The following is a 22082-nucleotide window of genomic DNA, read 5'->3' as shown; positions in this document are numbered from 1 at the left end:
AATTCAGTGAAGCGGAGTTGAAGGCTGGACCATCCATTGCGCCAGCCAAGCTGCCGTCGATGGGGTATGGTATCGACCTCAGAATCCCGGACGTTCATCGCAGATGCAGCAGGAGCTTTTCATCGTCGCCGACGATCACCCGCTTTTTCGTGATGGGCTGGTGCGGTTGCTCGCGCAGGCGCGACCGCAGGCCCTGATCAGGGAAGCGGCGACGCTAGATGAGGCGTTGCAACTGGCGCGAGCGCAGGCTCCGGCGGGCATTTTGCTGGATCTGATGTACTCGAGCGATAACGCCTGGGCATCCATTGCGGACTGGCGCCTGGAGTTTCCCGCCTCGTTGCTGGTGGTGGTGTCGATGTGCGAAGACCCACTGGTGGTCGAGCGCGTGATGAGCCAAGGGGCCAGCGCCTTTATCGGCAAATCGCTGCCCCCGAGTGAGGTCGCCGAAGCGCTGACTGCTGCGTTGAATGGCGAGCCTGTGGTGCGTTGTGCGTCCCAGGGCAGCTTCACGGCCTACGAGCCGCCGACTGCTGCCGATTGTTTCTCGTCGCTCACGGCGCGGCAATTCGAGGTGCTGCAACTGATCACCGATGGGCTGAGCAACAAGGAGATCGCGCAGATTCTGCGCATTTCGCCCTTTACCGTGCGCATTCACGTGTCGGCGCTGCTCGGCGTTCTCAAGCTCAGTTCGCGTTCGGCAGCCGCGGCGCTGGGCGCACGGCATGGGCTGGGCGCGGCAAGTCGCAGCGCCCAGGTCAGGGAAGGGGAGCGCTGACCTGGCGCCCGGCCAATTCGGCGATGACCCGTTGCAGCTCGGCTGAGCGCACGGGCTTGGAGAGCAGCGGTATGCGTGGGTCCGGTAGCGCTGATCGAATTCTCTGCGGGTCGTGACCCGTAAGAATCACGGCCGGTAACGGACGGCCATGCCACTCTTCCAGCTGCGCCAGGCATTCGATGCCGGTTGCCTCGCGGCCCAGATCGAAGTCCGTCACCACCACATCGCAGGGCAACGCGGCATTGGGTGGGCCGTCGATGGCGGTGACCTGGCAGCCCCAGGCGCGCAGCAGCTTGGCCATCGCCTCCAGCACGCTGCGGTCATCCTCGATGAGCAGCACATGAATGCCTTGCAGGTCGGCGACAGGTTCGGTCGGCGGCAGTGCATGGGGGGCCTGGCGAGGGATGACTGCCGGCAGGCCTGCCAGGGTGATCGAGGTACCGTGGCCGACTCTAGAGGCGACGCTGATCTGCAGGTCGAGGAGGGTGGCGATGCGCCGCACGATGCTCAACCCCAGTCCGATGCCTTCCACATCCCGGTCACGGTCCTGGCGTACGCGATAGAACTCTTCGAACAGGTGCGGCAGGTGCTCCGCGGCAATCCCCGGGCCGCGATCATGCAGTTGCACGGTGAGGGTCGAGCCACGCTGGCGGCAGGCGATGAGCAGGGGGCGACCCGGCGCGTATTTGATGGCGTTGGATACCAGGTTCTGCAGCAGGGTGCCGAGCAGCGCGGGGTCGCTGTAGGTCAGCGTGGCGGCGCCACGTATACGGATATCCACGCCGGCCCAGCGCGCGGCCTCGCTGTTCTGCTTTTTCAGGTCGACCAGCAATCGATGCAGGTCTACCGTCTGTTTACGCGGCATCACCTGCTGCTGGTCGAGCGTGTAGATGTCCAGCAGCGAGCGGAAGAGCTGCTCGACGCTGAGCAGGGAACGGTCGACGCTGTCGATCAGCTGATGCTGCTCGGCATTGAGCGGAGTGCCGCGCAGGCAGGTGGTGAACAAGCCGATGGCGTGGATGGGTTGGCGCAGGTCATGGCTGGCCTGCGCCAGAAAGCGCGACTTGTCCTGGTCGGCGCGCTTGGCGGCCGCCATGGCCTCCTGCAAACGGCCCAGCAGAAAATAGCTGAAGGTGGGCAGCACCAGCATGCTCAGCACCATCATCACCAGAACCGCCGGGTGCTCTTGCAGGAAAGGCACGAAGAATGCGATGAGGGTGAGAGAGGCAAGGCCAAAGCTGGTGGCCAGAATCAGGTAGGGCCGGCCGAATCGCACGCCATTGCCGACCGTCATGCTCAGCAGGACGCAGAACGTTGGCAGCAGCGCTTCCTGGCCGAGAATCATCACCGCGCAGGCGCCCAGGTTGTCCAGCAGCATGGCGGCAACCCTGCGCCAGACCATGGGCTGCGGCAGGAACCAGAGGTGGGCGAGCAGCAACACCGACAGCAGCGTGAATAACGTACCGGTAACCAGCACGGCCTTGAGCAACTCGGCGTCGAGCAGCCCCAGCGGATACATGATCACGGCATAGAGCGACACGACGAAAACCACCACAAGGCGCAGTTGCGCCTGGCTGAACTCCAGATCCTCTAGGCGAAACAGCGACTTCATGACGGACCTTCCGAAACCTGATCAAGCGGCCGACCTTAACGGAATTCCTTCCCGGCCGGCCATGCATGATTCGCCGTGCTGAAAATCAAAGTGCGCAACAGGCTGTGTTGTAACACTGCATGGGATAAGCTTGCGCCGACAATCAACCACCAAGTTGTTAACTGAACGATGGGTTTTGAGCAATTAGCTGATCTACGTGACCGCCTGCGGGCTGAAAAGCAGCAGGTGAAGGCCGAGACGACCAAACCGCGCAAGCGCCAGCCTGCCTCGCCAAAGAAGGCTCAGGAGCAGGATCCTGCACTGGAAGCGATCTGGCGTTTGCAGAAGCACTTCCCGCTGGCCTTCCCGGTCAATCCCGCCCCCAAGGTTCCGCTCAAGGAAGGCATTCTCAAGGATGCCGAGCAGCATCTGGAGAAGCTGGGCATTACTCAGGAGCAGCTAAAGCTCGGCCTGGCATCCTGGTGCCGGGGCGGTCGCTACTGGGCCAGCATGGTCGAAGACGCGCCGCGCCTGGACTTGAACGGCCAGCCGGCCGGCATGGTGACGGCGGCTCAGGCGCTGCATGCCAAGCAGCAGGCCAGACGCCAGCGCAGCCAGATGCGTCGTGCTCAGCAGAAGCCGAAAGAGCCGGCCGCCACTGCTGACAGCGATGCCTGATAGCGCAGTCACTGCACACGCGGTTTTCCCGCGATAGCGAACGCTGCCAGGGCGAATGGCGCCAGCCTTACGCTCTGAACAGTGCTGCTGCCTTTACTGGAGCCGACCCCCATGCTGCGTAAACTCGGCCTGTGCCTCAGCGCCATGCTTCTGCCGTTACTCACTGCCTGCACCGGCAAACCGTTGGAGCGCAAGGTGGTGTACGAGAACTCGGTTTACCACTGGCGCATCGAGCATGTGATCGTGCGTAACTTCCCGGCGGGCAGCCATCAGTACTTCGAAGTATTCCTCAAGGATCGGCCGCTGGTATTGCCAGCGTCGGCCTTCAACGATCAGCGCGATATCGGGCAATTCATCGCCGCTGGTGGCTTCGATGTCGGGCACTGGCGCAACAAGTCGATCGTGGTGGCATTCGAGAATATTCAGGAGCGAGAAGGGCAGTCGCAGCGGCTGATCCGCTCGGTGATGATCACTCCGGATTTCACCGAGGGTGACGTGGTGCTGACGGATATGTACACCCAACAGGAAGTGGTGGTGCAACGGGTCGAGCCGAGCCGCTGACTTATGCCTCGGCCTGGCCCCGCATCTGGATTCGTGTGCGCGGGCGTGCCGGTCGAGACTGGAAGGGCCGGCAGGGGCATTTAGCCGACCGGCTGACGGACGCTGCGCATCCCTACGCAGAGCATTTGAATGCGCGGCTATGTCGGCCCTAGAACTGCGTGACGACCGTAACGCCAGTGGTTTCGAAACGATCCATATTCATCAGCGCGTCGATTGACTGTTCCAGGCTGATGGTTTTGCCGACCAGCTTCTCGGGCGCCAGTTTGCCGGAGGCGATCATTTCGATCATCGCGTCGTAGCGATGCGCTTGCATGCCGTGGCTGCCGTAAATTTCCAGTTCGTGGGCGATGACCTTGCTCATCGGGATCGCCGGCTGGGCGTGATCGGCCAGCATTAGGCCAACCTGAACGTGCCGGCCGCGACGACGCAGGTTGTTGATGGAGTTGAAGCAGGTGGTCGGGTGCCCCAGCGCATCGAGCGATACATGAGCGCCCCCGCGGGTAATCTCCATGACTGCCTCGGTTACGTCCGCCACCTGGGTCGCATTTACCGTCGCCACGGCGCCCAGGGACCGAGCCAGCGCCAGCTTGTCGTCAGCGATATCGATCGCGATGACATTGGCACCGATGGCCTGGGCGATCATTACGGCCGATAGGCCCACACCGCCACAGCCGTGTACGGCTACCCATTGGCCGGCGCTGACCTTGCCCTGGTCGACGACCGCGCGAAATGAGGTGACGAAGCGGCAACCCAGGCTGGCGGCGGTTGCATAGTCCATGTGCTCAGGCAGTGCGACCAGGTTCAGGTCGGCCTGGTGGATGCCCACATATTCCGCAAACGAGCCCCAATGGGTAAAACCGGGCTGGAACTGGGTTTGGCAGACCTGTTGGTTGCCGCTGTTGCATTCGGGGCAGGCGCCGCAACCACCCACGAAGGGTACAGTTACCCGGTCGCCCACCTTCCACTTGGTTACATCACGACCCACCTCCGCCACGACGCCGGCCAACTCATGCCCCGGTATGTGCGGCAACTGGATGTCCGGGTCATGGCCTTTCCAGCCATGCCAGTCGCTGCGGCACACACCTGTGCCTTTGACCTGAATGACCACGCCGTGGCGTTCCGCGCTGGGATCGGCGACCGTAATCAGGCGTGGCGGCTGGGAAAATGCTTCGTAGACTACGGCTTTCATGGAGCACCTCGGATTGAACGTTCAATGCGGCATCAGTCCCGTGCCGCTGGCTATGCAATAGCGAAGTAAGTGCAGCGGCGCGCTGACCGGTACGGCCAATCTGCCGCGCTGCATCTCGAGGGCTCGGGCTTTGCAGTCATTATGAATAAACGCCTTGAAATTACCTTTCAGAATAGGATTGACAGCTCACTGCGCGTGAAATGATCCTTCATCGATAGTCTTTATATGAAGGAAACTGCCGTGCATGGCGCCGTTGATAAAGTGGATATTGCAATCTGTGACCGACTACAGCGCGATGGCAGGTTGTCGAACGTGAAGCTCTCGCAGCAAGTCGCCCTTAGTGAAGCATCGTGTTGGCGCAGGCAGAAGCGCCTGGAGGAATGTGGGGTTATCGAGGGGTACCAGGCCATTCTCAACCGAAAAAAGTTGGGGCTGGGCGTCATGGCTTTCGTACAGATTTCCTGCACCGATCACAGCGAAGAGGCCACTGCCCGGTTTGAAAGCATCATCGCTTGCGCACCGCAGGTACTCAGTTGCCACAACACCACTGGCGAGGCCGACTTCCTGCTTCAGGTGGTGGCGCGCGATCTGGACAGCTACAGCCGTTTCGTCGAGAAAGTACTGAGGGCGTTGCCAGGGGTCAGTAGCATTCGCTCCAACATCTCACTGCGAGAAATGAAGACCACCAATCGGCTGCCGGCTAGCGAAATCCTGAGTATCTAGACTGGTGCGATGGAGGACGGGGCCGACCAGCCAGTTTTTGCCACGGCCATTCGTATGCTGTGCTGAAGGCACCCTCTCTATTTTCCCACTGCCGTATGGCAAGCAGGCTTAGGCCTGGCGGCGATATTTATCGTATTCGTCAAGGTCAAGGGGTGTAGCGGGGTGGCCGGGTCAATGACCCTCGCATTCGTTCAGGCTTCGCTATGGCCCAGTACATCGGCTTCGCGGGCGATGGCGAGCACGTTGGCCTTGGCCTGTTTGCACAGGTGCGCCTCGATGGCGCGGATGATCTCGTCGGTCAGCGTCGAGTTATGTGCGGCCACCAGGGCCTCCAGGCGCGGCACCATACCGACGGGCAGGAAGTCGAGAATGTCGGCTGAAAGGTCCCGTGCCGGGTGGTTGCTCAGGTTCATTGATGCGCCGTCCGTGAAGGTGGATGCAACTCGGTGAAAGTGTGATCGCGATCCAAATCCGAGACGGCCGCGCTGCAAATGGTTCCGGTTTATTTTGCGCTTTGCCCAAACATCGACCACGCTTTCGCCAACGCCGCGAAACAGTGGCGATTCTCAGCCTTAGTGTGCCTGTCGAAAATCCACGGAAAGGGTTATCCATGAGCGCCAAACCAACCAATCGCCAACTCGCTGACTACCTGGGCCTCTCGGAAGAGGAGGTGGGCAGCTACCGGCTCGATTCCATTCGCGAGGGCAGCCACTGGCGGGTCGCCTTCGCTGTCGAAACGCCCAAGCGACTGCGCAGTAAATTGCCAGCCTGTCTGATGGTGGTGGTGCCGGGCAGCAGCCAACCGGGCTGTGCACTTCATCCCCATTGACCGCCGCCTGCAGGCTCAGCCTCGCTGAGCCTGCAGGAACAGCGCGAACAACTCCGACTGCGACTTGATGCCCAGCTTGCTGTAGACGTGCTTGCGGTGCACCTTCACGGTCTCCGACGAGATGACCAGCTTGCGGGCCACCTCCTTGCTGGAATGGCCGGCGAGCATCAGGCGCACCACTTCTAGCTCGCGGCCGGTCAGCGCCGTTTCCACCTGATGTGCCATCTGTTCCAGGCGCTCCTGCCAGGGCGGTGCGGCGGCGGGCTCGCTGGGTTCGGGCTCGAAGCCCAGGCGCTGGCGCATCAGTGCTGTCACCCAGGGCTGCACCAGCGAGAGCAGGGCGATCTGCTCCGGCAGGAAGCGTTGCCGTGAGCCCAGCGACAGGCACAGGGTGCGTGCGCCGGGCAGGGCGACGTTGAATTGCACCTCGTCGGCTACCACGTTGAGGCTGAAGTAACGCTGGTAGTAGTCCGTCTGCTCGAAGCATTCCGGGGCAACGTCGCTCAGGCGCACCAGGCCTTCGCGCGTGCTTTCGCGGCTGGCGATGTAGAAGGGGTCGAGCAGGTAGAGACCGTGCAGGTAATCCTGGAACAGCAGATCCGGCGCACCGTCGTCGCCGGGGCTCTCGGCCAGTACCTGGGGGCGACCTTCGCTGAAGATCAGCGCCACCCAGCTGTCGTGGTGCACGTATTGCGCCAGTGTGCGGGCCAGGGTGCGCCAGAACGGCGGGCTGTGCAGCGCCTCGATGAGCTCGGCCACGCTGCGATGGAAGGCGATGTCGTGCAAGGTCATGGTCATCTGTCTACCCCTGTGGGGTTACCCCGCGTGCGTGATTTCGCCTGGGTGGCTCAGCCTCCATACTCGAACCCCGGCGCATCGGTGTCGGCATTCTGTGTGCGCCCCCCCGCGTGATGCAACAACAAGAACGGAGCCCCGTCATGCAAGTCGAACTCGCTCAGCTCACCGGACGTGACGGTGATACGGCCCACAACCTCGCCCAGGCCCTGGAGGCCATCGCCTCGTGCCAGGCGGGTACGCGCCTGCTGGTGTTCCCGGAAACCTACCTGACCGGTTTCCCCACCGCGGACAACATCGCCGCGCTGGCCGAGCCCCTGGATGGCCCGAGCCTGACCGCCATCGGGCAGGCTGCTGCGGCCCGCGGGCTGGCGGTGGCCATCGGCTTCGCCGAGAACGACGGCGGCGCCTTCTACAACACCACGGTGCTGATGGACGGGCAGAACATCCTGCTCAGCTACCGCAAGACCCATCTGTGGGCCTCGGACCGTGGCGTGTTCACGCCGGGCGATCGCTACGCCACGGCGTTGCTCGACGGCGTGCGGGTCGGCCTGCTGGTGTGCTTCGACATCGAGTTCCCGGAAAGCGCTCGTGCCCTGGGCGAGTTGGGCGCCGAGCTGTTGATCGTCACCAACGGCAACATGGATCCCTACGGGCCGACGCACCGTACCGCGATCATGGCGCGGGCCATGGAGAACCAGGCCTACGCGGTGATGAGCAACCGGGTGGGCGAGGGCGACGGTGGCCTGGTGTTCGCCGGCGGCAGCGCCGTGGTCGACCCCAACGGCATCCTGCTGCTGGAGGCCGGCCGCGAGCCGTGCCGGCAGAGCATCACCCTGGACTTCCAGCGCCTGGCCGAAGCACGCCGCGATTACCGCTACCTGGAAGAGCGACGCATGCCGCTGCCGGGCACGCGCGTCGACCACGCCAATGGCCTGCGTGAACTGCTGATTCCCTGATTGACCTGCCGGGCGCCACAGAAGCGCCCGCTGCGGCCCAGCCGCGTGCTTTTGCCGACTTCGGCTCTGCCATAACAACGAATAACACTGGAGTAGCAAGTAATGGCTCGTCTGCAACGATCCCTTTCTCTGGGCGCGGTGGTGCTGTTCGGCATCGCCTACATGACGCCGATCATCGTGCTCGGCACCTTCGGTATTCTCGCCGAGATCACCCGCGGCGCCGTGCCGGCTGCTTACGTGGCTGCCTCGGTGGCGATGTTCTTCACCGCGCTCAGCTACGCGCGCATGGCCCGGTTGTTCCCGGTCGCCGGGTCTGCCTACAGCTACGTGCGCCGCAGCATCAGCGATCACCTGGGCTTCATCGCCGGCTGGGCGGTGCTGCTCGACTACCTCTTCCTGCCCATGGCCATCTGGCTGATCGGCGCGGCCTACCTGCACTCGGCGTTCCCGCAGTTGCCCCAGGCGCTGTGGGTGCTGACCTTCATCGTGATCACCAGCGTGATCAACGTGGTGGGGCTGCGCCTGGCCAAGGGCATCAACGGTGTGCTGATGCTGGTGCAGTTCCTGGTGCTGCTGGCCTTCGTGGCGCTGTGCGTGCACTACGTGCTGGGCGATGCCAGCAAGCCGTTGTGGTCGCTGCAACCGTTCTTCGGTGAAGGCATGAACCTGAACCTGGTGATGGCCGGCGCAGCGGTGGCCTGCTATTCGTTCCTGGGCTTCGATGCGGTCAGCACCCTGACCGAGGAAACCCACGACCCCGAGCGCACCATCCCGCGGGCGATCCTGCTGATCACCCTGATCGGCGGGTTGATCTTCGTGGCCACCGCCTATTTCGTGCAGCTGGCTCATCCTTCCGTGGTGTTCCAGAGCAGCGACTCGGCGGCTTACGAGATCGCCCGCAACATCGGCGGCGACCTGTTTGTGTCGGTGTTCCTGATCGGCCTGATCGTCGGCCAGTTCACCTCCGGCCTGTCGGCCCAGGCCAGCGCCTCGCGGCTGATGTTCGCCATGGGCCGCGACGGCGTGCTACCCCGCGCGCTGCTCGGCACCCTGAGCCCGCGCTTCGGCACGCCGGTCGGCGCCATCGTGGTGTGCGCCGTGGTGGCGCTGCTGGCCCTGAAGCTGGACGTGACCACCTCGACCTCCTTCATCAACTTCGGCGCCTTCCTGGCGTTCAGCCTGGTCAACCTCTCGGTGATCGTCCACTTCGCCCGCCAACCCCAGGCGCGCGGCCCGCTGCAACTGCTGCTCTACCTGCTGTGCCCGCTGATTGGCCTGCTGGCGACGCTGTGGCTGATGGCCAGCCTCGACCGCCTGGCTATCATGCTCGGCTGCGCCTGGCTGGTACTCGGTGGCCTCTACCTGCTCTGGCTGACTGGCGGCTTGCGTCGCAGTCCGCCGCAATTGCAGTTCGAGGAGCAGTAGCAGAGCTGTAGGGGCTACGGTTGGCACGGTAAGCGGCCCCGGCGGGGTGGTTGCAGGGCAGTGCCCCACGGCGCTGCCTTATCTGCGTTCGCTGCTTGCCGACAAGCGCAGCCCAAGTGGTTCGTCGACGTCGATTTCGAGCCTGATATCAGCGGTTGATATGGCCGTGATCAGGCCATTCGGACTTTCGCCGACTTGCGTGAAGGGGTTGGACTGCTGCGCGTAGATCACCCAGATTAGCCGCTGCTCACTATCCAGATACGCGATAAAACCCTCGGAGCCATGGCTACCTTCACCGACTCGGCAGTAGCCTAGATTCGACAGTCTTATTTGCTTGAGGCCATCGATGGCCGTGAGTTCGTCGCTGTTGTTCGCGTGAAAGGCATCGAGGTCGAAGCAAGGACCATTTTCGAGGCTTAGCCTAGGGTGCTGACGGATCGTGCACGAATAGGCGCGGCCATCACTGAAGTAGATACCGTCTTTGATCGGTAATAGATCGTGTTCCCACAGTTTTATGATGAGGGACGTCATGCATGACCTGGTAAGGGCGTTTCAATGTTCATTGTATTGCCGGGTATGGCGCCACCGAACCTAGAATGGGCGACCTGGCTCGTCGGTTGCAAGGTCTGGTTGATCAGCCGCCAGAGGTTTTCTCGGTCGGCATGCCTCTTCTGCGATCTGGTTAAAGGTGCGCGCTGCAGGCGTCAGGCGATGGGCTCTGCCAGGCAGCGAATGCCTTGACCCGCGCAGGGCGGCGGTAGCGCTTACGCGCAACAGCCCGGAATCTGCGACAATCGCCGCTTTTCCGCGACCCGCCCCGAGCCTGATGACCGACGCCCCCTTCGATATCGCCGCCCTGCAGAAGAACCTCGACCATGCCCTGATCGCCGACCGCCATCGTCTGCGCCGGCAGTTGCACGAGCTGCAGAAAAAGCCCGACGAGGCCAAGCAGGCGCAGTGGCTGGAGCGTTTTCAGGCGTCGTGCGCCAAGGTCGAGGCGCGGCGCTTGAGCGTGCCGGTGATGCGTTATGACGACGCCTTGCCGATCGCCGCCAAGCGCGACGAGATAAAGGCGGCGCTGGAAAAGCATCAGGTGCTGGTGATCGCTGGCGAAACCGGCTCGGGCAAGACCACGCAGCTGCCGAAGATCTGCCTGGAAATCGGCCGCGGCCAGCACGGCCTGATCGGTCATACCCAGCCACGGCGTTTGGCGGCGCGCAGCGTGGCCACGCGGGTGGCCGAGGAGATCGGCACACCGCTCGGTGAGCTGGTCGGCTACCAGGTGCGTTTCGAGGATCAGAGCAAGGACAGCACGCTGATCAAGCTGATGACCGATGGCATCCTGCTCGCCGAAACCCAGCACGACCGCTACCTGGAAAAGTACGACACCATCATCGTCGACGAGGCCCACGAACGCAGCCTCAACATCGACTTCCTGCTCGGCTACCTGAAAACCCTGCTGCCGCGCCGCCCCGACCTCAAGGTGATCATCACCTCGGCGACCATCGACCTGGAACGTTTCGCCAAGCACTTCGGCGGCGACGGGCTGCCGGATGCGCCCATCGTCGAAGTTTCCGGGCGCACCTACCCGGTGGAAACCTGGTATCGCCCGCTGGCTGCCGAAGTGGACGAGGAGGGCGAAAGCCTGCTCGACGACCTGACCGTCGACCAGGGCATTCTCGCTGCCCTGGACGAGATCGCGGCCCACGAGAAAAGCGTCGGCCAGCGCCCCGGCGATGTGCTGATCTTCCTGCCCGGCGAGCGCGAGATTCGTGAGGCTGCCGAGGTGCTACGCAAGGCCAACTTGCGCTTTACCGAAGTGCTGCCGCTGTATGCGCGGCTCACGCCCGCCGAGCAGCAGAAGATTTTCGCGCCCATGGCCGGGCGCAAGATCGTGCTTGCCACCAACGTGGCGGAAACCTCGCTGACGGTGCCAGGCATTCGCTACGTGATCGACAGCGGCACCGCGCGCATCAGCCGCTACAGCTACCGCGCCAAGGTGCAGCGCCTGCCCATCGAGGCGATTTCCCAGGCCAGCGCCAACCAGCGCAAGGGCCGTTGCGGGCGGGTCGAGCCGGGTATCTGCGTGCGGCTTTACAGCGAGGAGGATTTCCTCGGTCGGCCGACCTTCACCGACCCGGAAATCCTGCGCACCAACCTGGCGGCGGTGATCCTGCAGATGCTCCATCTGCGCCTGGGCGGCATCGAGGATTTCCCCTTTATCGAGCCGCCGGATGGCAAGGCCATCAGCGACGGTTTCAACCTCTTGCAGGAACTCTCGGCGGTCAATCGCGAGAGCCAGTTGACGCCCCTGGGTCGCCAGCTGGCGCGCCTGCCCATCGACCCGCGCCTCGGCCGCATGGTGCTCGAAGCGGCCAAGCTTGGCAGCCTGCAGGAGCTGTTGATCGTCGCCAGTGCGCTGTCCGTGCAGGATCCGCGCGAGCGGCCGATGGATCGCCAGCAGGCTGCCGACCAGGCCCACGCGCAGTGGAAGGACGTGGACTCGGACTTCGCCGCGCTGATCAACCTGTGGCGCGGCTTCGAGGAAAAGCGCCAGGAGCTGGGCAGCAATCCGCTGCGCACCTGGTGCAAGAAGAACTTCCTCAACTACATGCGCTTGCGCGAGTGGCGCGATGCTCACCGCCAACTGGTGCTGCTCGCCAAGGATCTGCAGCTGGTGCCCGCCAGGGCCGCGGCGCAACCCGCCGAGGCCGGCAAGCCTGCGGCGAAACCGGTGCAGGCGACCACCGACACCAAGGTCAACGTGATCCTGCGCGAGCAGGCCGAGGCCAGCGAGGCGGCGCAGCGTGCCAAGAGCTATGCCGCGGTGCACAAGGCGATCCTCAGTGGTCTGCTCAGCCAGATCGGCCAGAAAACCGACGAGGGCGATTACCAGGGGGCGCGGCAGCGGCGTTTCTGGGTGCATCCGTCGTCGGTGATCGGTCGCAAGAAGCCCAACTGGATCATGGCCGCCGAACTGGTCGAGACCACCAAGCTGTTCGCCCGTCAGGTGGCGAAGATCGAGCCGGACTGGATCGAGCCGCTGGCCGGGCACCTGATCAAGAAGAACCACTTCGAGCCGCACTGGGAGAAGAAGCGCGGCCAGGTGGTGGCCTACGAGCAGGTCACCCTGTACGGGCTGATCGTGGTGGGGCGCCGCCCGGTGCATTACGGGCCCATCGACCCGCAGGCTTCGCGCGAACTGTTCATCCGCGAAGGCCTGGTGCGCGGTGAGATCAACAGCCGTGCCAAATGCCTGAACGCCAACCGCCAACTGCTGGAAAAGCTCGACGAGCTGGAAGCCAAGGCGCGCCGCCGCGACATTCTCGCCGACGAGGAAACCCTGTTCGCCTACTACGAGGCGCGGATTCCGGAGGACATCTATCAGGCCGCTACCTTCGAGAGCTGGTACAAGCGCGAGAGCGCCAAGGACCCGCAGCTGCTGATGATGCGCGAGGAGGACGTGCTGGCCCGCGAGGCGCTGGAAGTCACCGCCGCGCAGTATCCGGACACTCTGCATATCGGCGAGTTGCAACTGCCGCTCACCTATCATTTCGAACCCAACCATCCCCGTGACGGCGTGACCTTGCGCGTGCCGGCGCCGCTATTGCCGCAATTGCCAGGCGAGCGCCTGGAGTGGCTGGTGCCGGGGCTGATCGAAGCCAAGGCCATCGACCTCGTGCGCGGCCTGCCCAAGGCCATTCGCAAGAACTTCGTGCCGGTGCCGGACTTCGTCGGCGCTGCCCTGAGCAAGCTCACCTTCGGCCAGGGCAGCCTGCCGGAAAGCCTGGCCCGCGAGCTGCAGCGTATGACGGGTGCGCGGATCGACGCCGAGGCGTGGATCGAAGCCACCCGCCAGCTCGAAGACCACCTGAAAATGAACATCGAAGTGGTCGACACCCACGGCAAGCTGCTCGGCGAAGGCCGCGACCTGGCCGAGCTGACCGCCCGCTTCGCCGAGGCCAGCCAGGCTGCATTGGCCATTCCGCAGGCCGACAAGGTGCAGAAGCCGGTGGAGGCCAAGGGCTTTGCCCAGGTTGCCGAAAAGACCCAGCAGAAGGTCGCCGGGCTGTCCATGACCGTGTTCCCGGCGCTGGTCGAGGACGCTGGCGTGGTCAAGGAAGGGCGCTTCCCGACCCAGGCCGAAGCCGAGTTCCAGCATCGTCGCGCCTTGCAGCGCCTGCTGCTGCAACAACTGGCCGAGCCCGCCAAGTTCCTGCGTGGCAAGTTGCCGGGGCTGACCGAGCTGGGCCTGCTGCACCGCGAGCTGGGCCGCGTCGAGGCGCTCGTCGAGGACATCCTCCTGGCCAGCCTGGACAGCTGCATCCTCGACGGTGAACAGCCGCTGCCGCGCGACGGCGCCGCCCTGGCCGCCCTGGCCGAGAAGAAGCGCGGCGCCTGGACCGAACACGCCGAGAAGCTGGCGCGCCTGACCCTGGAAATCCTCAAGCTGTGGCACGGCCTGCAGAAGCGCTTCAAGGGCAAGATCGACCTGGCCCAGGCCTTGGCGCTCAGCGACATCAAGGCGCAGCTAAGCAACCTCGTCTATCCCGGCTTCGTACGCGAAACCCCGGCCGAATGGCTCAAGGAACTGCCGCGCTACCTCAAGGCCATCGAACAACGCTTCGACAAGATCGCTGCGCAACTGCAACGCGACCGCGTGTGGAGCGGCGAGCTGGCCGGCTATTGGGAGCAGTACCAGGCGCGCTTGGGCAAGCACCTGCAGGAAGGCAAGCGCGACCCCAACCTGACCCTGTACCGCTGGATGCTCGAGGAATACCGCGTCTCCCTCTGGGCCCAGCAGCTGGGCACCAAAATGGCCGTGTCGGACAAACGCCTGAGCAAGCAGTGGAGCCATGTGGAAGGCTGAGGGGTATCTCGTAGCCCGAGTCGAGCGTAGCGACACCCGGGAATCGCCCTGGCAATCGTTGCGCTCAACCCAGGCTACGGAGCAGTTCTGCTTTGGCATTTGTGGGAGCGCGCCATGCGCGCGAGATCACGGGCATGGCCCGTTCCCACAAGGGTAAGGTGTCCCATGATATAGGCGCGCGAGGTCTCAGCCCTTAGGGCGGATGTCGCTTTTTACATCCGCCATGGTGGATCGGTTAAGCGAGATCCACCCTACGCCTGACGGGCTTTCGGAACTTGGGTCGCGAAATGATGCTTGGCGTCATAGCCCAAAAGGCTATGGCGCTTTGCTTTCGATCAGCCTTCGCGGTCGCTCAGTTGCCAGCCGCCTTTGCCGTCCAGGTCGAGCTGCTGGTTGTGGAAGGCGGCGAGGGTGTTGCGGTGGCCGACGCTGATCAACAGGGTGTCGGGCAGTTCGCGGCGCAGCAGGGTGTAGAGCGCCTGTTCCAGGCCTTCGTCCATGGCCGAGCTGGATTCGTCGAGGAAGGCCACCGCCGGGCGGTTGTAGAGCAGGCGGGCGAAGGCCAGGCGTTGCTGTTCACCCAGGGACAGGACGCGGCTCCAGTCGCCGGGCTCGTCCAGGCGAGTTGCCAGATGCGGCAGGCACACCTGTTCCAGCACCCGTTGCATACGCTCGCGGTCGTCGCCCGGTTCGGTTGGGTAAGCCAGTGCGCTGCGCAGGTCGCCCAGCGGCAGGTAAGGGCGTTGGGCGAGGAACAGCGCCTGGTGCCCGGTGGGCCTTGCCACCTGCCCGTCTGCGTAGGGCCACAGCCCGGCGATGGCGCGCAGCAGGGTGGTCTTGCCGCAGCCGGAGGGGCCGCGTACCAGCAGGGCCTGGCCGGCGTGTAGATCAAGTTTGAGGCCCGCGACCAGCAACTGGCCGTCCGGGCGTTGCAGGTGCAGGTCATTCACCTGCAGGCCGCTGGCCTGAGTGCTGGTGGTGACCTGCGGCAGCTCGCGGGCCTGCTGGTTGGCGTCGAGCAGGCCGCTCAGGCGGTCGAGGGTGGCGCGGTACTGGGCGAAGGTGTCGTAGCTGCTGCGGAAAAACGAAAGCGAGTCCTGTACCTGGCCAAAAGCCTGCGCGGTCTGCATCACGTCGCCGAGTTTGATGGCGCCGCTGAAGAAGCGCGGCGCCTGGAGGATGAAGGGGAACACCACCGCCACCTGGCTGACGCCGAGGTTGAAGCCGTCGAACTTCAGGCTTCGGTAGACCAGTGCCCAGAGGTTTTCCACCAGTGCGCCGAAGCGGCCCAGCAGGGTACGCCGCTCCACGTCGCGGCCCTGGTAGAAGGCGACGTTTTCGGCGTATTCGCGCAGACGCACCAGGGCGTAGCGGAAGTTGGCCGAGCGCTGTTCGTTGAGGAAATTAAGGCGGATCAAGGGGCGGCCGAGGCGGAAGGCGATCAGCGTGGCGATGATCACGTAGAGGTACACGGCGAATACCATCGCCCGTGGAATCTCCACGCCGGCTACGCTCAGCGGTGCGGACAGCCCCCAGAGGATGGCGCTGAAGGCCACCAGCGACACCAGCGCGCTGACCGCGCCGAGCGAGAGCTTGAGCGAGCTGGAAACGATGGCGGCGATGTCTAGCTCGATGCGCTGGTCGGGGTTGTCGACCGGCTGCGCGAGGAACTGGCCCCTGTAGTAGGCATCGCCCTTGAGCCAGTCGTCGGTCAGGCGCCCGTTGAGCCAGCTACGCCAGTGGATGCTCAGCGCCTGGCTCACGTAGAAGTCGAACAGCGCACGCGCCACATGGATGCTGGCGAGGATGGCGAAGACGCCGAGCAGGAACCAGAACGCCTGCTGATCCAGCCCCTGCAGGGCGCTGTAGAAGCCGTTGTACCAGAACGAAAACAGCACATCCATGCGCACCGCGAACAGCGCCAGTAGCAGGAGCAGTGCGAAGGTCAGCAGCGGCCGCCAACTGTTGCGCGGGCTGAGATAGGGCCCGGTGATCTGCCAGAATTGTCGGCCCCAGCGGGTGAAGCGGATAAGGGCGGTGGCGGTGAGGGTGAAGCCGATAAAGGTGCACAGCGAGGCGATGGCCAGCCAGATCAGGCTGTCGCTAAGAGCTTGGTGCCAATCCATAAGATCTAGGGTCCGCGATGCTTCGACAGGAAGGGAGTGCCGGAGGGCCGGCTGCCGAGACTACAAGCGTGGGTGACACGCCTACTGGAGACTTGTTTTCGCAGCGTTGGTTTCTGGATGCCTTGTTTTTTGCAGGGCTGATGGCTGCCGTTCAGGTTGCGCTCGTGGGCGCCGTGAAATTGGCCCCGCAGCTCGTAGGGCGGATGTCGCTGTTTACATACGCCATCATGGATCGGTGAAGCGTGATTCACCCTGCGGGATTAGTCGAGTACTTTCAGGCCAGGCCATTTCGCTAGCCAATCTTTGTTCTGTAGCCGCTTAAGAAACAGGTGTCTTTTCTCGTCTCGAAATCTTCCGGCTGGGCGTACGACAAGATCGAAAAGGTCGTTCAGGCCAAAGGGCGCAGCAACCTCCAATTCATCATCAGCGTTTAGCCGCACCGCGACTGCCGTGGCAGTTTCGGGCCAGTAACGCATTGCATCCGTCGCCGATTCATAAGGCCGGTCGCCGTTGCGCAGGTGCATGCGTGCCTGGTTCTTCACTGACCAGTCGAGCCCTTTATCAACATTCTGCAGCTGGGCTTTCAATTCGCTATCTCGCTCCGGCGAGGCATTGCCGCGGTCGAACCAGATCACGTCGATATCGGATGACAGAGAAGAGCTGGCTCGACCGTGCCGGTGATCCCAGACGGCGCTGCGGACGAAGCCTGCTGCCACCCAGCAGTCAGGCAGATGCAGGGCTCGGACCTGCTGCAGTATTCGCCTGCGATACTTATCGGCGTTCAGCAGGGCAACCAGGGTAGGTAAGTGGCTCATGGGCGGATCGTATCAAGCATCGAGATTAAGACCGTAGTAGGTCGTCTGACTCCTCGTGCGAATCCTCTGCATGCACTTGGGATTTATTTCCTTTGTGCGCGGTCACTCACGGTGGATTTGTTGCTGTGACGTCATGCTTGTTCAGCGACTAAACCACCGACCCGAACACACATAAGGAGCATGTGATGGAGATGAAGATACTGGCCAGCGGTATTGGCGCAGCGTTACCCAAAACCAGCATTGGTTTCAGCCTGTTTAGCGGTGTTTACATTCAGCTAAGGCGTTCTAGCAGCGATCAGCCGCAGACCTTTGGCATTGCCTCCGGTCCTGAAATAGGTGGCAACAGCGGTACGCTGATCGCCGGCCATATCGAAACGGCCTGGATGAAGATCGATACCATCAAGCACGCTTGGCTGTGCAGCCGCTCTTCGCTGGTTGGCAAGCTAGGTGAAGTCGAGTTAAAGGGGACGCTGGCATTCAGCGGTACCGTTGATGTGAATTTCACCATTTATGATGCGAGCAATGAATCTACCTTCTCGCTCAGCCGGATCAAGGTCGAATCCAAAGGTGGGCAACTGGCAGACACTAAAATTCGCGGTGTGATCAAGGACATGATGGGCAAGACTCAGAACGGGAGCGCGCTCTGTGCACAGCCGTGAAGTGAGAGGTTTTCGCCGGCTGAAGACCTTCTGCAACCTGATATTGCTGGTGCTTCAGCTGATTACCGTGGCGGCGTATTGGGGGCTTGTTGATGCAAGGCCCCAATACATGGCCATCAGTGAGGGGCTTTATCCAGATAGTGAGCTGCTGATGAACAGCCAAATCGCTGACTGGATGGTGTCGATGCCGGCGTTCTTGGCAGTAGGGGCCCTGTTTTTAGGAGGTATCGCCAAAGAGTTCATCGGGATTAGCAAAGGACGACGTATTTTGATCAATCTGGCCCTTCTGATCTTGCTGGTGGCTATGTTCGGCATTGCCGCATTCCCGTTAAGTCCGAACGTCTAAACCTGTGAGTTCGTTCGTGAATGGCGACAGAGGCTTTCGCGAATGAGCTCGCGCCAAGCAGCCAGCCTGCCATAGCGCTTCCCTGCACCCGACACACCCGCTCATCAATCGCCCGCCAGACCGCAGGGCCGTTAACCCGAACCTTTCGCGAAACGGTTTCGTCGTACCTGAACGAGCCATGCGCAGGAGAGGGACATGCTGACTGATCCGAAGACCCGTTATCGACCTTACACAGACGCGTCCGGGGGCTGGGGGTCGGCCAGGTCGGTGGCGGGTATTCTGCTGCGTGAACAGGCGGTGGTGAAGATCGGCGCGGCGCTCTTGAGGCAGAACAAGCCCGACGGTTTTGCCTGTGTGAGTTGCGCCTGGGCCAAACCGGGCGACACTCGCCCGATGGAATTCTGTGAGAACGGCGCCAAGGCTACGGCGTGGGAGTTGACGGCCAAGCGCAGCAGCCCGGCGTTCTTCGCCGAGCACAGCGTTAGCGAGTTACGCAGCTGGTCGGCCCATGCGCTTGAGCAGCACGGGCGCCTGACTCATCCCATGCGCTATAACCCGGGCACCGATCACTATGAGGAAACCACCTGGGAGGCTGCCTACCAGGAAATCGGCGCCGGTCTGCGCGCGCTGCAGCCGGACGAGGTGGTGTTCTACGCCTCCGGGCGTGCCTCGCTGGAGGCTTCGTTCATGTATCAGCTATTCGCCCGCGCCTACGGCACCAACAACCTGCCGGACAGCTCCAACATGTGCCACGAAAGCACCTCGGTGGGTCTGCAGGAGAGCATCGGCGTGCCGGTCGGCACGGTGACGCTGAACGATTTTGCGCACACCGACTGCCTGCTGTTCTTCGGCCAGAACGTCGGCAGCAATGCGCCGCGCATGCTGCACCAGTTGCAGGAAGCACGACAGCGCGATGTGCCGATCATCACCTTCAACCCGCTCAAGGAGCGTGGCCTGCAGGAGTTCGTCAACCCGCAGTCGCCGTTGGAGATGCTCGGCCCCAATTCGACGCAGATAAGCACCCAATATCACCAGGTCGCCATCGGCGGCGATACCGCAGCCATCGTCGGGGTCAGTAAGGCGCTGCTCGATCTGCACGACGCAGCCCGGCAGCGCGGCGAGCCCGGCGTGCTGGACATGGCCTTTATCGCAGAGCACACCAGCGGCGCCGACGACTTCATCGCCTATGTACGCGAGCAGGAGTGGGCGCAGATCGAGGCCATCACCGGCCTCAAGCGCGCCGCCATGGAGGCCGCGGCGCTGGTCTATGCGCAGTCGCAACGGGTGATGATCGTTTACGGCATGGGCGTTACTCAGCATCGACAGGGCGTGCAGAACGTGCAGATGCTGGTGAACCTGCTGTTGCTACGCGGCAATATCGGCAAGCCGGGTGCCGGCATCTGTCCGGTGCGCGGCCACTCCAACGTGCAGGGCCAGCGCACCGTGGGCATCACCGAGGATCCGGCCAAGGTGCCGGGCGAGCTGATCGAGCAGCACTTTCACTTCAAGGTGCCAGAGCGCATGGGCTTGAACACCGTCGATGCCTGCACCGCCATGCTCGATGGCCAGGTGCGCGGCTTCGTCAGCCTGGGCGGCAACTTCTTGCGCGCGGTGCCGGACACCGATCAGATCGAGCCAGCCTGGCAGCGTCTGACGCTCAATGTGCAAGTGGCCACCAAGCTCAATCACTCGCACCTGCTGCCTGGGGAACAGGCCTGGCTGCTGCCGTGCCTGGGGCGCATCGAGATCGACCGGCAGGACGGCGTCGAGCAGTGCCACAGTACCGAGGACAGCACCGGTTGCATTCACGGCTGGCGTGGCAAGAGCGAGCCGGCCAGCGAGCACTTGCGCTCGGAACCGGCGATCATCGCGGGGCTGGCGCGCGCGACCCTGGGCGCCGAGGTCGGTATCGACTGGGATGCCTGGCGCCGTGATTACGGGCTGGTGCGCAAGGCCATCGCCACTATCTACCCCAAAATATTCCACGATTTCGAAGCGCGTATGTGGCAGCCCGGTGGCTTTCATCGACCGCTGGCCGCGGCGCAGCGTGAGTGGGCGACCGAGAGCGGCAAGGCGCAGTTCGCGGTGCCGCAGCAGCTCGTCGCCGATAATGACGTTAGCGCCGCCTACGGCCGGCGCGACGTGCTGCAACTGATGACGATTCGCAGCAATGACCAGTTCAACACCACCATTTACGGCTACGAAGACCGCTTTCGCGGGGTATATGGCACCCGCTCGGTGATCTTCATGAATGCCGACGATATCGCGCGATTGGGGCTGGCAGGCGGCGATTGGGTAGATGTGACCACCGCAGTGGAGCCGCAGGTCGAGCGGCGCGTTGGGCCGCTGCAGATTCTTGCCTATGACATTCCCCAGAGTTGCTGTGCGGCCTATTACCCGGAGTGCAACCCACTGGTGCCGCTGTGGCATCACGCCGAACGCAGCAAGGTGCCGGCGGCTAAGTCCATCCCCGTGACCCTGAGCCTGAGCACTGCTGCGGCACCTGGCGATGCGCAGCCGACGCTGATCGCCGCCCAACGCTGAAAACGCCGGCCGTTTCGCTGTGGAAAACAAGCGAAGCGGCCGTGCTAGAGCCATTTATGCCCGCTGCTCGGAAGGCTTGAACTTCAAGCGGCGGGCTTTTCTCCCAACTTGGAACGCAGGCGATTTTCGCCTGTGGCGATTGCGCTTCAGACGTGGCGGCAACCGTGAATCCATGCACAGGAGAATCCGATGACCCGCAATACCACCAACCAATTCGCCATGCAGAACCCGCTGACCCAGTATCCGCAGCCTGAATTCCCCGCGCAGCATCAGCCCGAGCCAGGCCTGGACCTGGAAATGACCCCAGAGCCCGATCATGGCGAAGAGAGCTATATCGGCTTCGGTCGCCTGGCCGGGCGCAAGGCACTGATCACCGGTGCCGACTCTGGCATTGGCCGTGCAGCTGCCATCGCCTACGCCCGTGAAGGTGCGGACATCGTGCTCAATTACCTACCCGAGGAAGAGCCGGATGCCCAGGAAGTCATCAAGCTGATTGAGGCCGAGGGCCGGCGTGCGGTGGCCATTCCCGGCGACCTCAAGGATGAAGCCTTCTGCGTATCCCTGGTGCGAGACGCAGTCGAGGCGCTCGGCGGCCTGGACATTCTGGTCAACGTGGCCGGCAAGCAGATCACCCAGAAGCATATTTCCGAGATTACCACCGAGCAGTTCGACCACACCTTCAAGACCAACGTCTACGCCATGTTCTGGCTGTGCAAGGCGGCGGTGGCGCATATGCCGCCAGGTGCGGCGATCATCAACACGGCCTCGATCCAGTCCTACGATCCATCCGGCACGCTGCTCGATTACGCGTCCACCAAGGCGGCCATCGTCGCCTTCACCAAGGCGCTGTCGAGCCAGGTGATCGAGCAGGGCATCCGCGTCAATGCGGTCGCGCCGGGGCCGATCTGGACCGTGCTGCAGCCCAGCGACGGCCAGCCCCAGGAGAAGATCCCCACCTTTGGCTCTCAGGTGCCAATGAAGCGCCCGGGTCAACCGGCCGAATGTGCGCCGCTGTACGTGCTGCTGGCGTCTCAGGAATCGAGCTACATCACTGGTGAAACCTTTGGGGTGACCGGCGGCAACCCCCTGCCGTAAGGCCCGGGGCCCGCAGTACGCCCGCTGCGGGCCCGTTTACAAAATTACATCGTTGCCTGGGCCATTCGCCGCATCTTGCGGCTGCCGAGCGATATCGGGAGG

At 63.2% G+C, this 22082-nt stretch carries 19 protein-coding genes; 12 read left to right on the top strand and 7 right to left on the bottom strand.

Annotation, left to right across the window (positions count from 1 at the left end):
• Window positions 1–103 precede the first annotated feature (103 nt).
• Window positions 104–775 carry a LuxR C-terminal-related transcriptional regulator gene (locus PVA39_RS14350; protein ID WP_274124613.1) on the top strand — a complete coding sequence of 224 codons (672 nt, stop codon included), beginning with the start codon at window positions 104–106 and terminating at the stop codon, window positions 773–775.
• Here PVA39_RS14350 and PVA39_RS14345 read toward each other — a convergent pair.
• Window positions 756–2387 carry a hybrid sensor histidine kinase/response regulator gene (locus PVA39_RS14345; RefSeq protein WP_274124612.1) on the bottom strand — a complete coding sequence of 544 codons (1632 nt, stop codon included), beginning with the start codon at window positions 2385–2387 and terminating at the stop codon, window positions 756–758. The genes PVA39_RS14350 and PVA39_RS14345 overlap by 20 nt on opposite strands.
• 168 nt (window positions 2388–2555) lie before the next feature.
• Between PVA39_RS14345 and PVA39_RS14340 the strand changes: the two genes are divergently transcribed.
• Together PVA39_RS14340 and PVA39_RS14335 are read left to right on the top strand one after the other, a co-directional pair.
• Window positions 2556–3044: a ProQ/FinO family protein gene (locus PVA39_RS14340; protein WP_274124611.1), complete on the top strand. Its 489-nt coding sequence runs from the start codon at window positions 2556–2558 to the stop codon at window positions 3042–3044.
• A gap of 111 nt (window positions 3045–3155) precedes the next feature.
• Window positions 3156–3605 (top strand): hypothetical protein, encoded by a 450-nt coding sequence (locus PVA39_RS14335; RefSeq protein WP_093502835.1) that lies wholly within the window; start codon window positions 3156–3158, stop codon window positions 3603–3605.
• Between the two features lie 148 nt (window positions 3606–3753).
• On the opposite strand, the gene PVA39_RS14330 is transcribed toward PVA39_RS14335, so the two are convergent.
• On the bottom strand, window positions 3754–4794 hold the full coding sequence (locus PVA39_RS14330; protein ID WP_274124610.1) for a zinc-dependent alcohol dehydrogenase family protein: 1041 nt from the start codon (window positions 4792–4794) through the stop codon (window positions 3754–3756).
• A 225-nt stretch (window positions 4795–5019) separates the two neighbouring features.
• Between PVA39_RS14330 and PVA39_RS14325 the strand changes: the two genes are divergently transcribed.
• Window positions 5020–5517: an Lrp/AsnC family transcriptional regulator gene (locus PVA39_RS14325; RefSeq protein ID WP_443200966.1), complete on the top strand. Its 498-nt coding sequence runs from the start codon at window positions 5020–5022 to the stop codon at window positions 5515–5517.
• Between the two features lie 191 nt (window positions 5518–5708).
• Here PVA39_RS14325 and PVA39_RS14320 read toward each other — a convergent pair whose 3' ends face one another.
• Complete coding sequence (locus PVA39_RS14320) at window positions 5709–5930, bottom strand: hypothetical protein (protein ID WP_274124609.1); 222 nt, start codon at window positions 5928–5930, stop codon at window positions 5709–5711.
• A gap of 197 nt (window positions 5931–6127) precedes the next feature.
• Between PVA39_RS14320 and PVA39_RS14315 the strand changes: the two genes are divergently transcribed.
• Window positions 6128–6346 (top strand): hypothetical protein, encoded by a 219-nt coding sequence (locus tag PVA39_RS14315; RefSeq protein WP_147177020.1) that lies wholly within the window; start codon window positions 6128–6130, stop codon window positions 6344–6346.
• Between the two features lie 15 nt (window positions 6347–6361).
• Here the strand turns inward: PVA39_RS14315 and PVA39_RS14310 are convergent, their stop codons facing one another.
• On the bottom strand, window positions 6362–7144 hold the full coding sequence (locus tag PVA39_RS14310) for a helix-turn-helix transcriptional regulator (RefSeq protein WP_274124608.1): 783 nt from the start codon (window positions 7142–7144) through the stop codon (window positions 6362–6364).
• Window positions 7145–7284: 140 nt separating this feature from the next.
• Here PVA39_RS14310 and PVA39_RS14305 point away from each other — a divergent pair, with 140 nt between their 5' ends.
• Both PVA39_RS14305 and PVA39_RS14300 read left to right on the top strand, forming a co-directional pair.
• Complete coding sequence (locus PVA39_RS14305) at window positions 7285–8100, top strand: carbon-nitrogen hydrolase family protein (RefSeq protein ID WP_274124607.1); 816 nt, start codon at window positions 7285–7287, stop codon at window positions 8098–8100.
• A 102-nt stretch (window positions 8101–8202) separates the two neighbouring features.
• Window positions 8203–9525 carry an APC family permease gene (locus PVA39_RS14300; RefSeq protein WP_274124606.1) on the top strand — a complete coding sequence of 441 codons (1323 nt, stop codon included), beginning with the start codon at window positions 8203–8205 and terminating at the stop codon, window positions 9523–9525.
• 78 nt (window positions 9526–9603) lie between these two features.
• Here PVA39_RS14300 and PVA39_RS14295 read toward each other — a convergent pair whose 3' ends face one another.
• On the bottom strand, window positions 9604–10056 hold the full coding sequence (locus PVA39_RS14295; protein WP_274124605.1) for a hypothetical protein: 453 nt from the start codon (window positions 10054–10056) through the stop codon (window positions 9604–9606).
• 295 nt (window positions 10057–10351) lie between these two features.
• On the opposite strand from PVA39_RS14295, the gene hrpA reads away from it, so the two are divergent.
• On the top strand, window positions 10352–14395 hold the full coding sequence (hrpA, locus tag PVA39_RS14290; RefSeq protein WP_274124604.1) for an ATP-dependent RNA helicase HrpA: 4044 nt from the start codon (window positions 10352–10354) through the stop codon (window positions 14393–14395).
• Window positions 14396–14730: 335 nt separating this feature from the next.
• Here the strand turns inward: hrpA and PVA39_RS14285 are convergent, their stop codons facing one another.
• Window positions 14731–16521 (bottom strand): ABC transporter ATP-binding protein/permease, encoded by a 1791-nt coding sequence (locus PVA39_RS14285; protein WP_274124603.1) that lies wholly within the window; start codon window positions 16519–16521, stop codon window positions 14731–14733.
• A gap of 260 nt (window positions 16522–16781) precedes the next feature.
• Window positions 16782–17336, bottom strand: a complete 555-nt coding sequence (locus PVA39_RS14280; protein ID WP_274124602.1) for a nucleotidyltransferase family protein — start codon at window positions 17334–17336, stop codon at window positions 16782–16784.
• 185 nt (window positions 17337–17521) lie between these two features.
• Between PVA39_RS14280 and PVA39_RS14275 the strand changes: the two genes are divergently transcribed.
• The 4 genes from PVA39_RS14275 to PVA39_RS14260 all read left to right on the top strand — a co-directional run bounded on the left by PVA39_RS14275 (window position 17522) and on the right by PVA39_RS14260 (window position 21980).
• Window positions 17522–17995 carry a hypothetical protein gene (locus tag PVA39_RS14275; RefSeq protein ID WP_093502855.1) on the top strand — a complete coding sequence of 158 codons (474 nt, stop codon included), beginning with the start codon at window positions 17522–17524 and terminating at the stop codon, window positions 17993–17995.
• Entirely contained in the window at window positions 17982–18341 is a 360-nt protein-coding gene (locus PVA39_RS14270) for a hypothetical protein (protein ID WP_274124601.1), read from the top strand. The genes PVA39_RS14275 and PVA39_RS14270 overlap by 14 nt, the downstream gene beginning before the upstream one ends.
• A 195-nt stretch (window positions 18342–18536) precedes the next feature.
• Window positions 18537–20885: an FdhF/YdeP family oxidoreductase gene (locus PVA39_RS14265; RefSeq protein ID WP_274124600.1), complete on the top strand. Its 2349-nt coding sequence runs from the start codon at window positions 18537–18539 to the stop codon at window positions 20883–20885.
• Window positions 20886–21074: 189 nt separating this feature from the next.
• Window positions 21075–21980, top strand: a complete 906-nt coding sequence (locus PVA39_RS14260) for an SDR family oxidoreductase (protein ID WP_274124599.1) — start codon at window positions 21075–21077, stop codon at window positions 21978–21980.
• Window positions 21981–22082: the final 102 nt, after the last annotated feature.

This window comes from Pseudomonas sp. CNPSo 3701 (assembly GCF_028674975.1).
GTDB classification, from domain to species: Bacteria; Pseudomonadota; Gammaproteobacteria; order Pseudomonadales; family Pseudomonadaceae; genus Aquipseudomonas; species Aquipseudomonas straminea.
The sequence above is the reverse complement of the archived record's forward strand: the minus strand, read 5'-3'. Positions and strand labels throughout refer to the sequence as shown.

What these genes read in the sequence shown, in the direction of transcription:
- PVA39_RS14340 (WP_274124611.1), top strand. Translation starts at nt 2,556, where the DNA reads ATGGGTTTTGAGCAATTAGCTGATCTACGTGACCGCCTGCGGGCTGAA.
- PVA39_RS14320 (WP_274124609.1), bottom strand. Translation starts at nt 5,930, where the DNA reads ATGAACCTGAGCAACCACCCGGCACGGGACCTTTCAGCCGACATTCTC.
- PVA39_RS14285 (WP_274124603.1), bottom strand. Translation starts at nt 16,521, where the DNA reads ATGGATTGGCACCAAGCTCTTAGCGACAGCCTGATCTGGCTGGCCATC.
- PVA39_RS14345 (WP_274124612.1), bottom strand. Translation starts at nt 2,387, where the DNA reads ATGAAGTCGCTGTTTCGCCTAGAGGATCTGGAGTTCAGCCAGGCGCAA.
- PVA39_RS14295 (WP_274124605.1), bottom strand. Translation starts at nt 10,056, where the DNA reads ATGACGTCCCTCATCATAAAACTGTGGGAACACGATCTATTACCGATC.
- hrpA (WP_274124604.1), top strand. Translation starts at nt 10,352, where the DNA reads ATGACCGACGCCCCCTTCGATATCGCCGCCCTGCAGAAGAACCTCGAC.
- PVA39_RS14330 (WP_274124610.1), bottom strand. Translation starts at nt 4,794, where the DNA reads ATGAAAGCCGTAGTCTACGAAGCATTTTCCCAGCCGCCACGCCTGATT.
- PVA39_RS14300 (WP_274124606.1), top strand. Translation starts at nt 8,203, where the DNA reads ATGGCTCGTCTGCAACGATCCCTTTCTCTGGGCGCGGTGGTGCTGTTC.
- PVA39_RS14280 (WP_274124602.1), bottom strand. Translation starts at nt 17,336, where the DNA reads ATGAGCCACTTACCTACCCTGGTTGCCCTGCTGAACGCCGATAAGTAT.
- PVA39_RS14265 (WP_274124600.1), top strand. Translation starts at nt 18,537, where the DNA reads ATGCTGACTGATCCGAAGACCCGTTATCGACCTTACACAGACGCGTCC.
- PVA39_RS14310 (WP_274124608.1), bottom strand. Translation starts at nt 7,144, where the DNA reads ATGACCATGACCTTGCACGACATCGCCTTCCATCGCAGCGTGGCCGAG.
- PVA39_RS14335 (WP_093502835.1), top strand. Translation starts at nt 3,156, where the DNA reads ATGCTGCGTAAACTCGGCCTGTGCCTCAGCGCCATGCTTCTGCCGTTA.
- PVA39_RS14350 (WP_274124613.1), top strand. Translation starts at nt 104, where the DNA reads ATGCAGCAGGAGCTTTTCATCGTCGCCGACGATCACCCGCTTTTTCGT.
- PVA39_RS14325 (WP_443200966.1), top strand. Translation starts at nt 5,020, where the DNA reads ATGAAGGAAACTGCCGTGCATGGCGCCGTTGATAAAGTGGATATTGCA.
- PVA39_RS14305 (WP_274124607.1), top strand. Translation starts at nt 7,285, where the DNA reads ATGCAAGTCGAACTCGCTCAGCTCACCGGACGTGACGGTGATACGGCC.
- PVA39_RS14275 (WP_093502855.1), top strand. Translation starts at nt 17,522, where the DNA reads ATGGAGATGAAGATACTGGCCAGCGGTATTGGCGCAGCGTTACCCAAA.
- PVA39_RS14315 (WP_147177020.1), top strand. Translation starts at nt 6,128, where the DNA reads ATGAGCGCCAAACCAACCAATCGCCAACTCGCTGACTACCTGGGCCTC.
- PVA39_RS14260 (WP_274124599.1), top strand. Translation starts at nt 21,075, where the DNA reads ATGACCCGCAATACCACCAACCAATTCGCCATGCAGAACCCGCTGACC.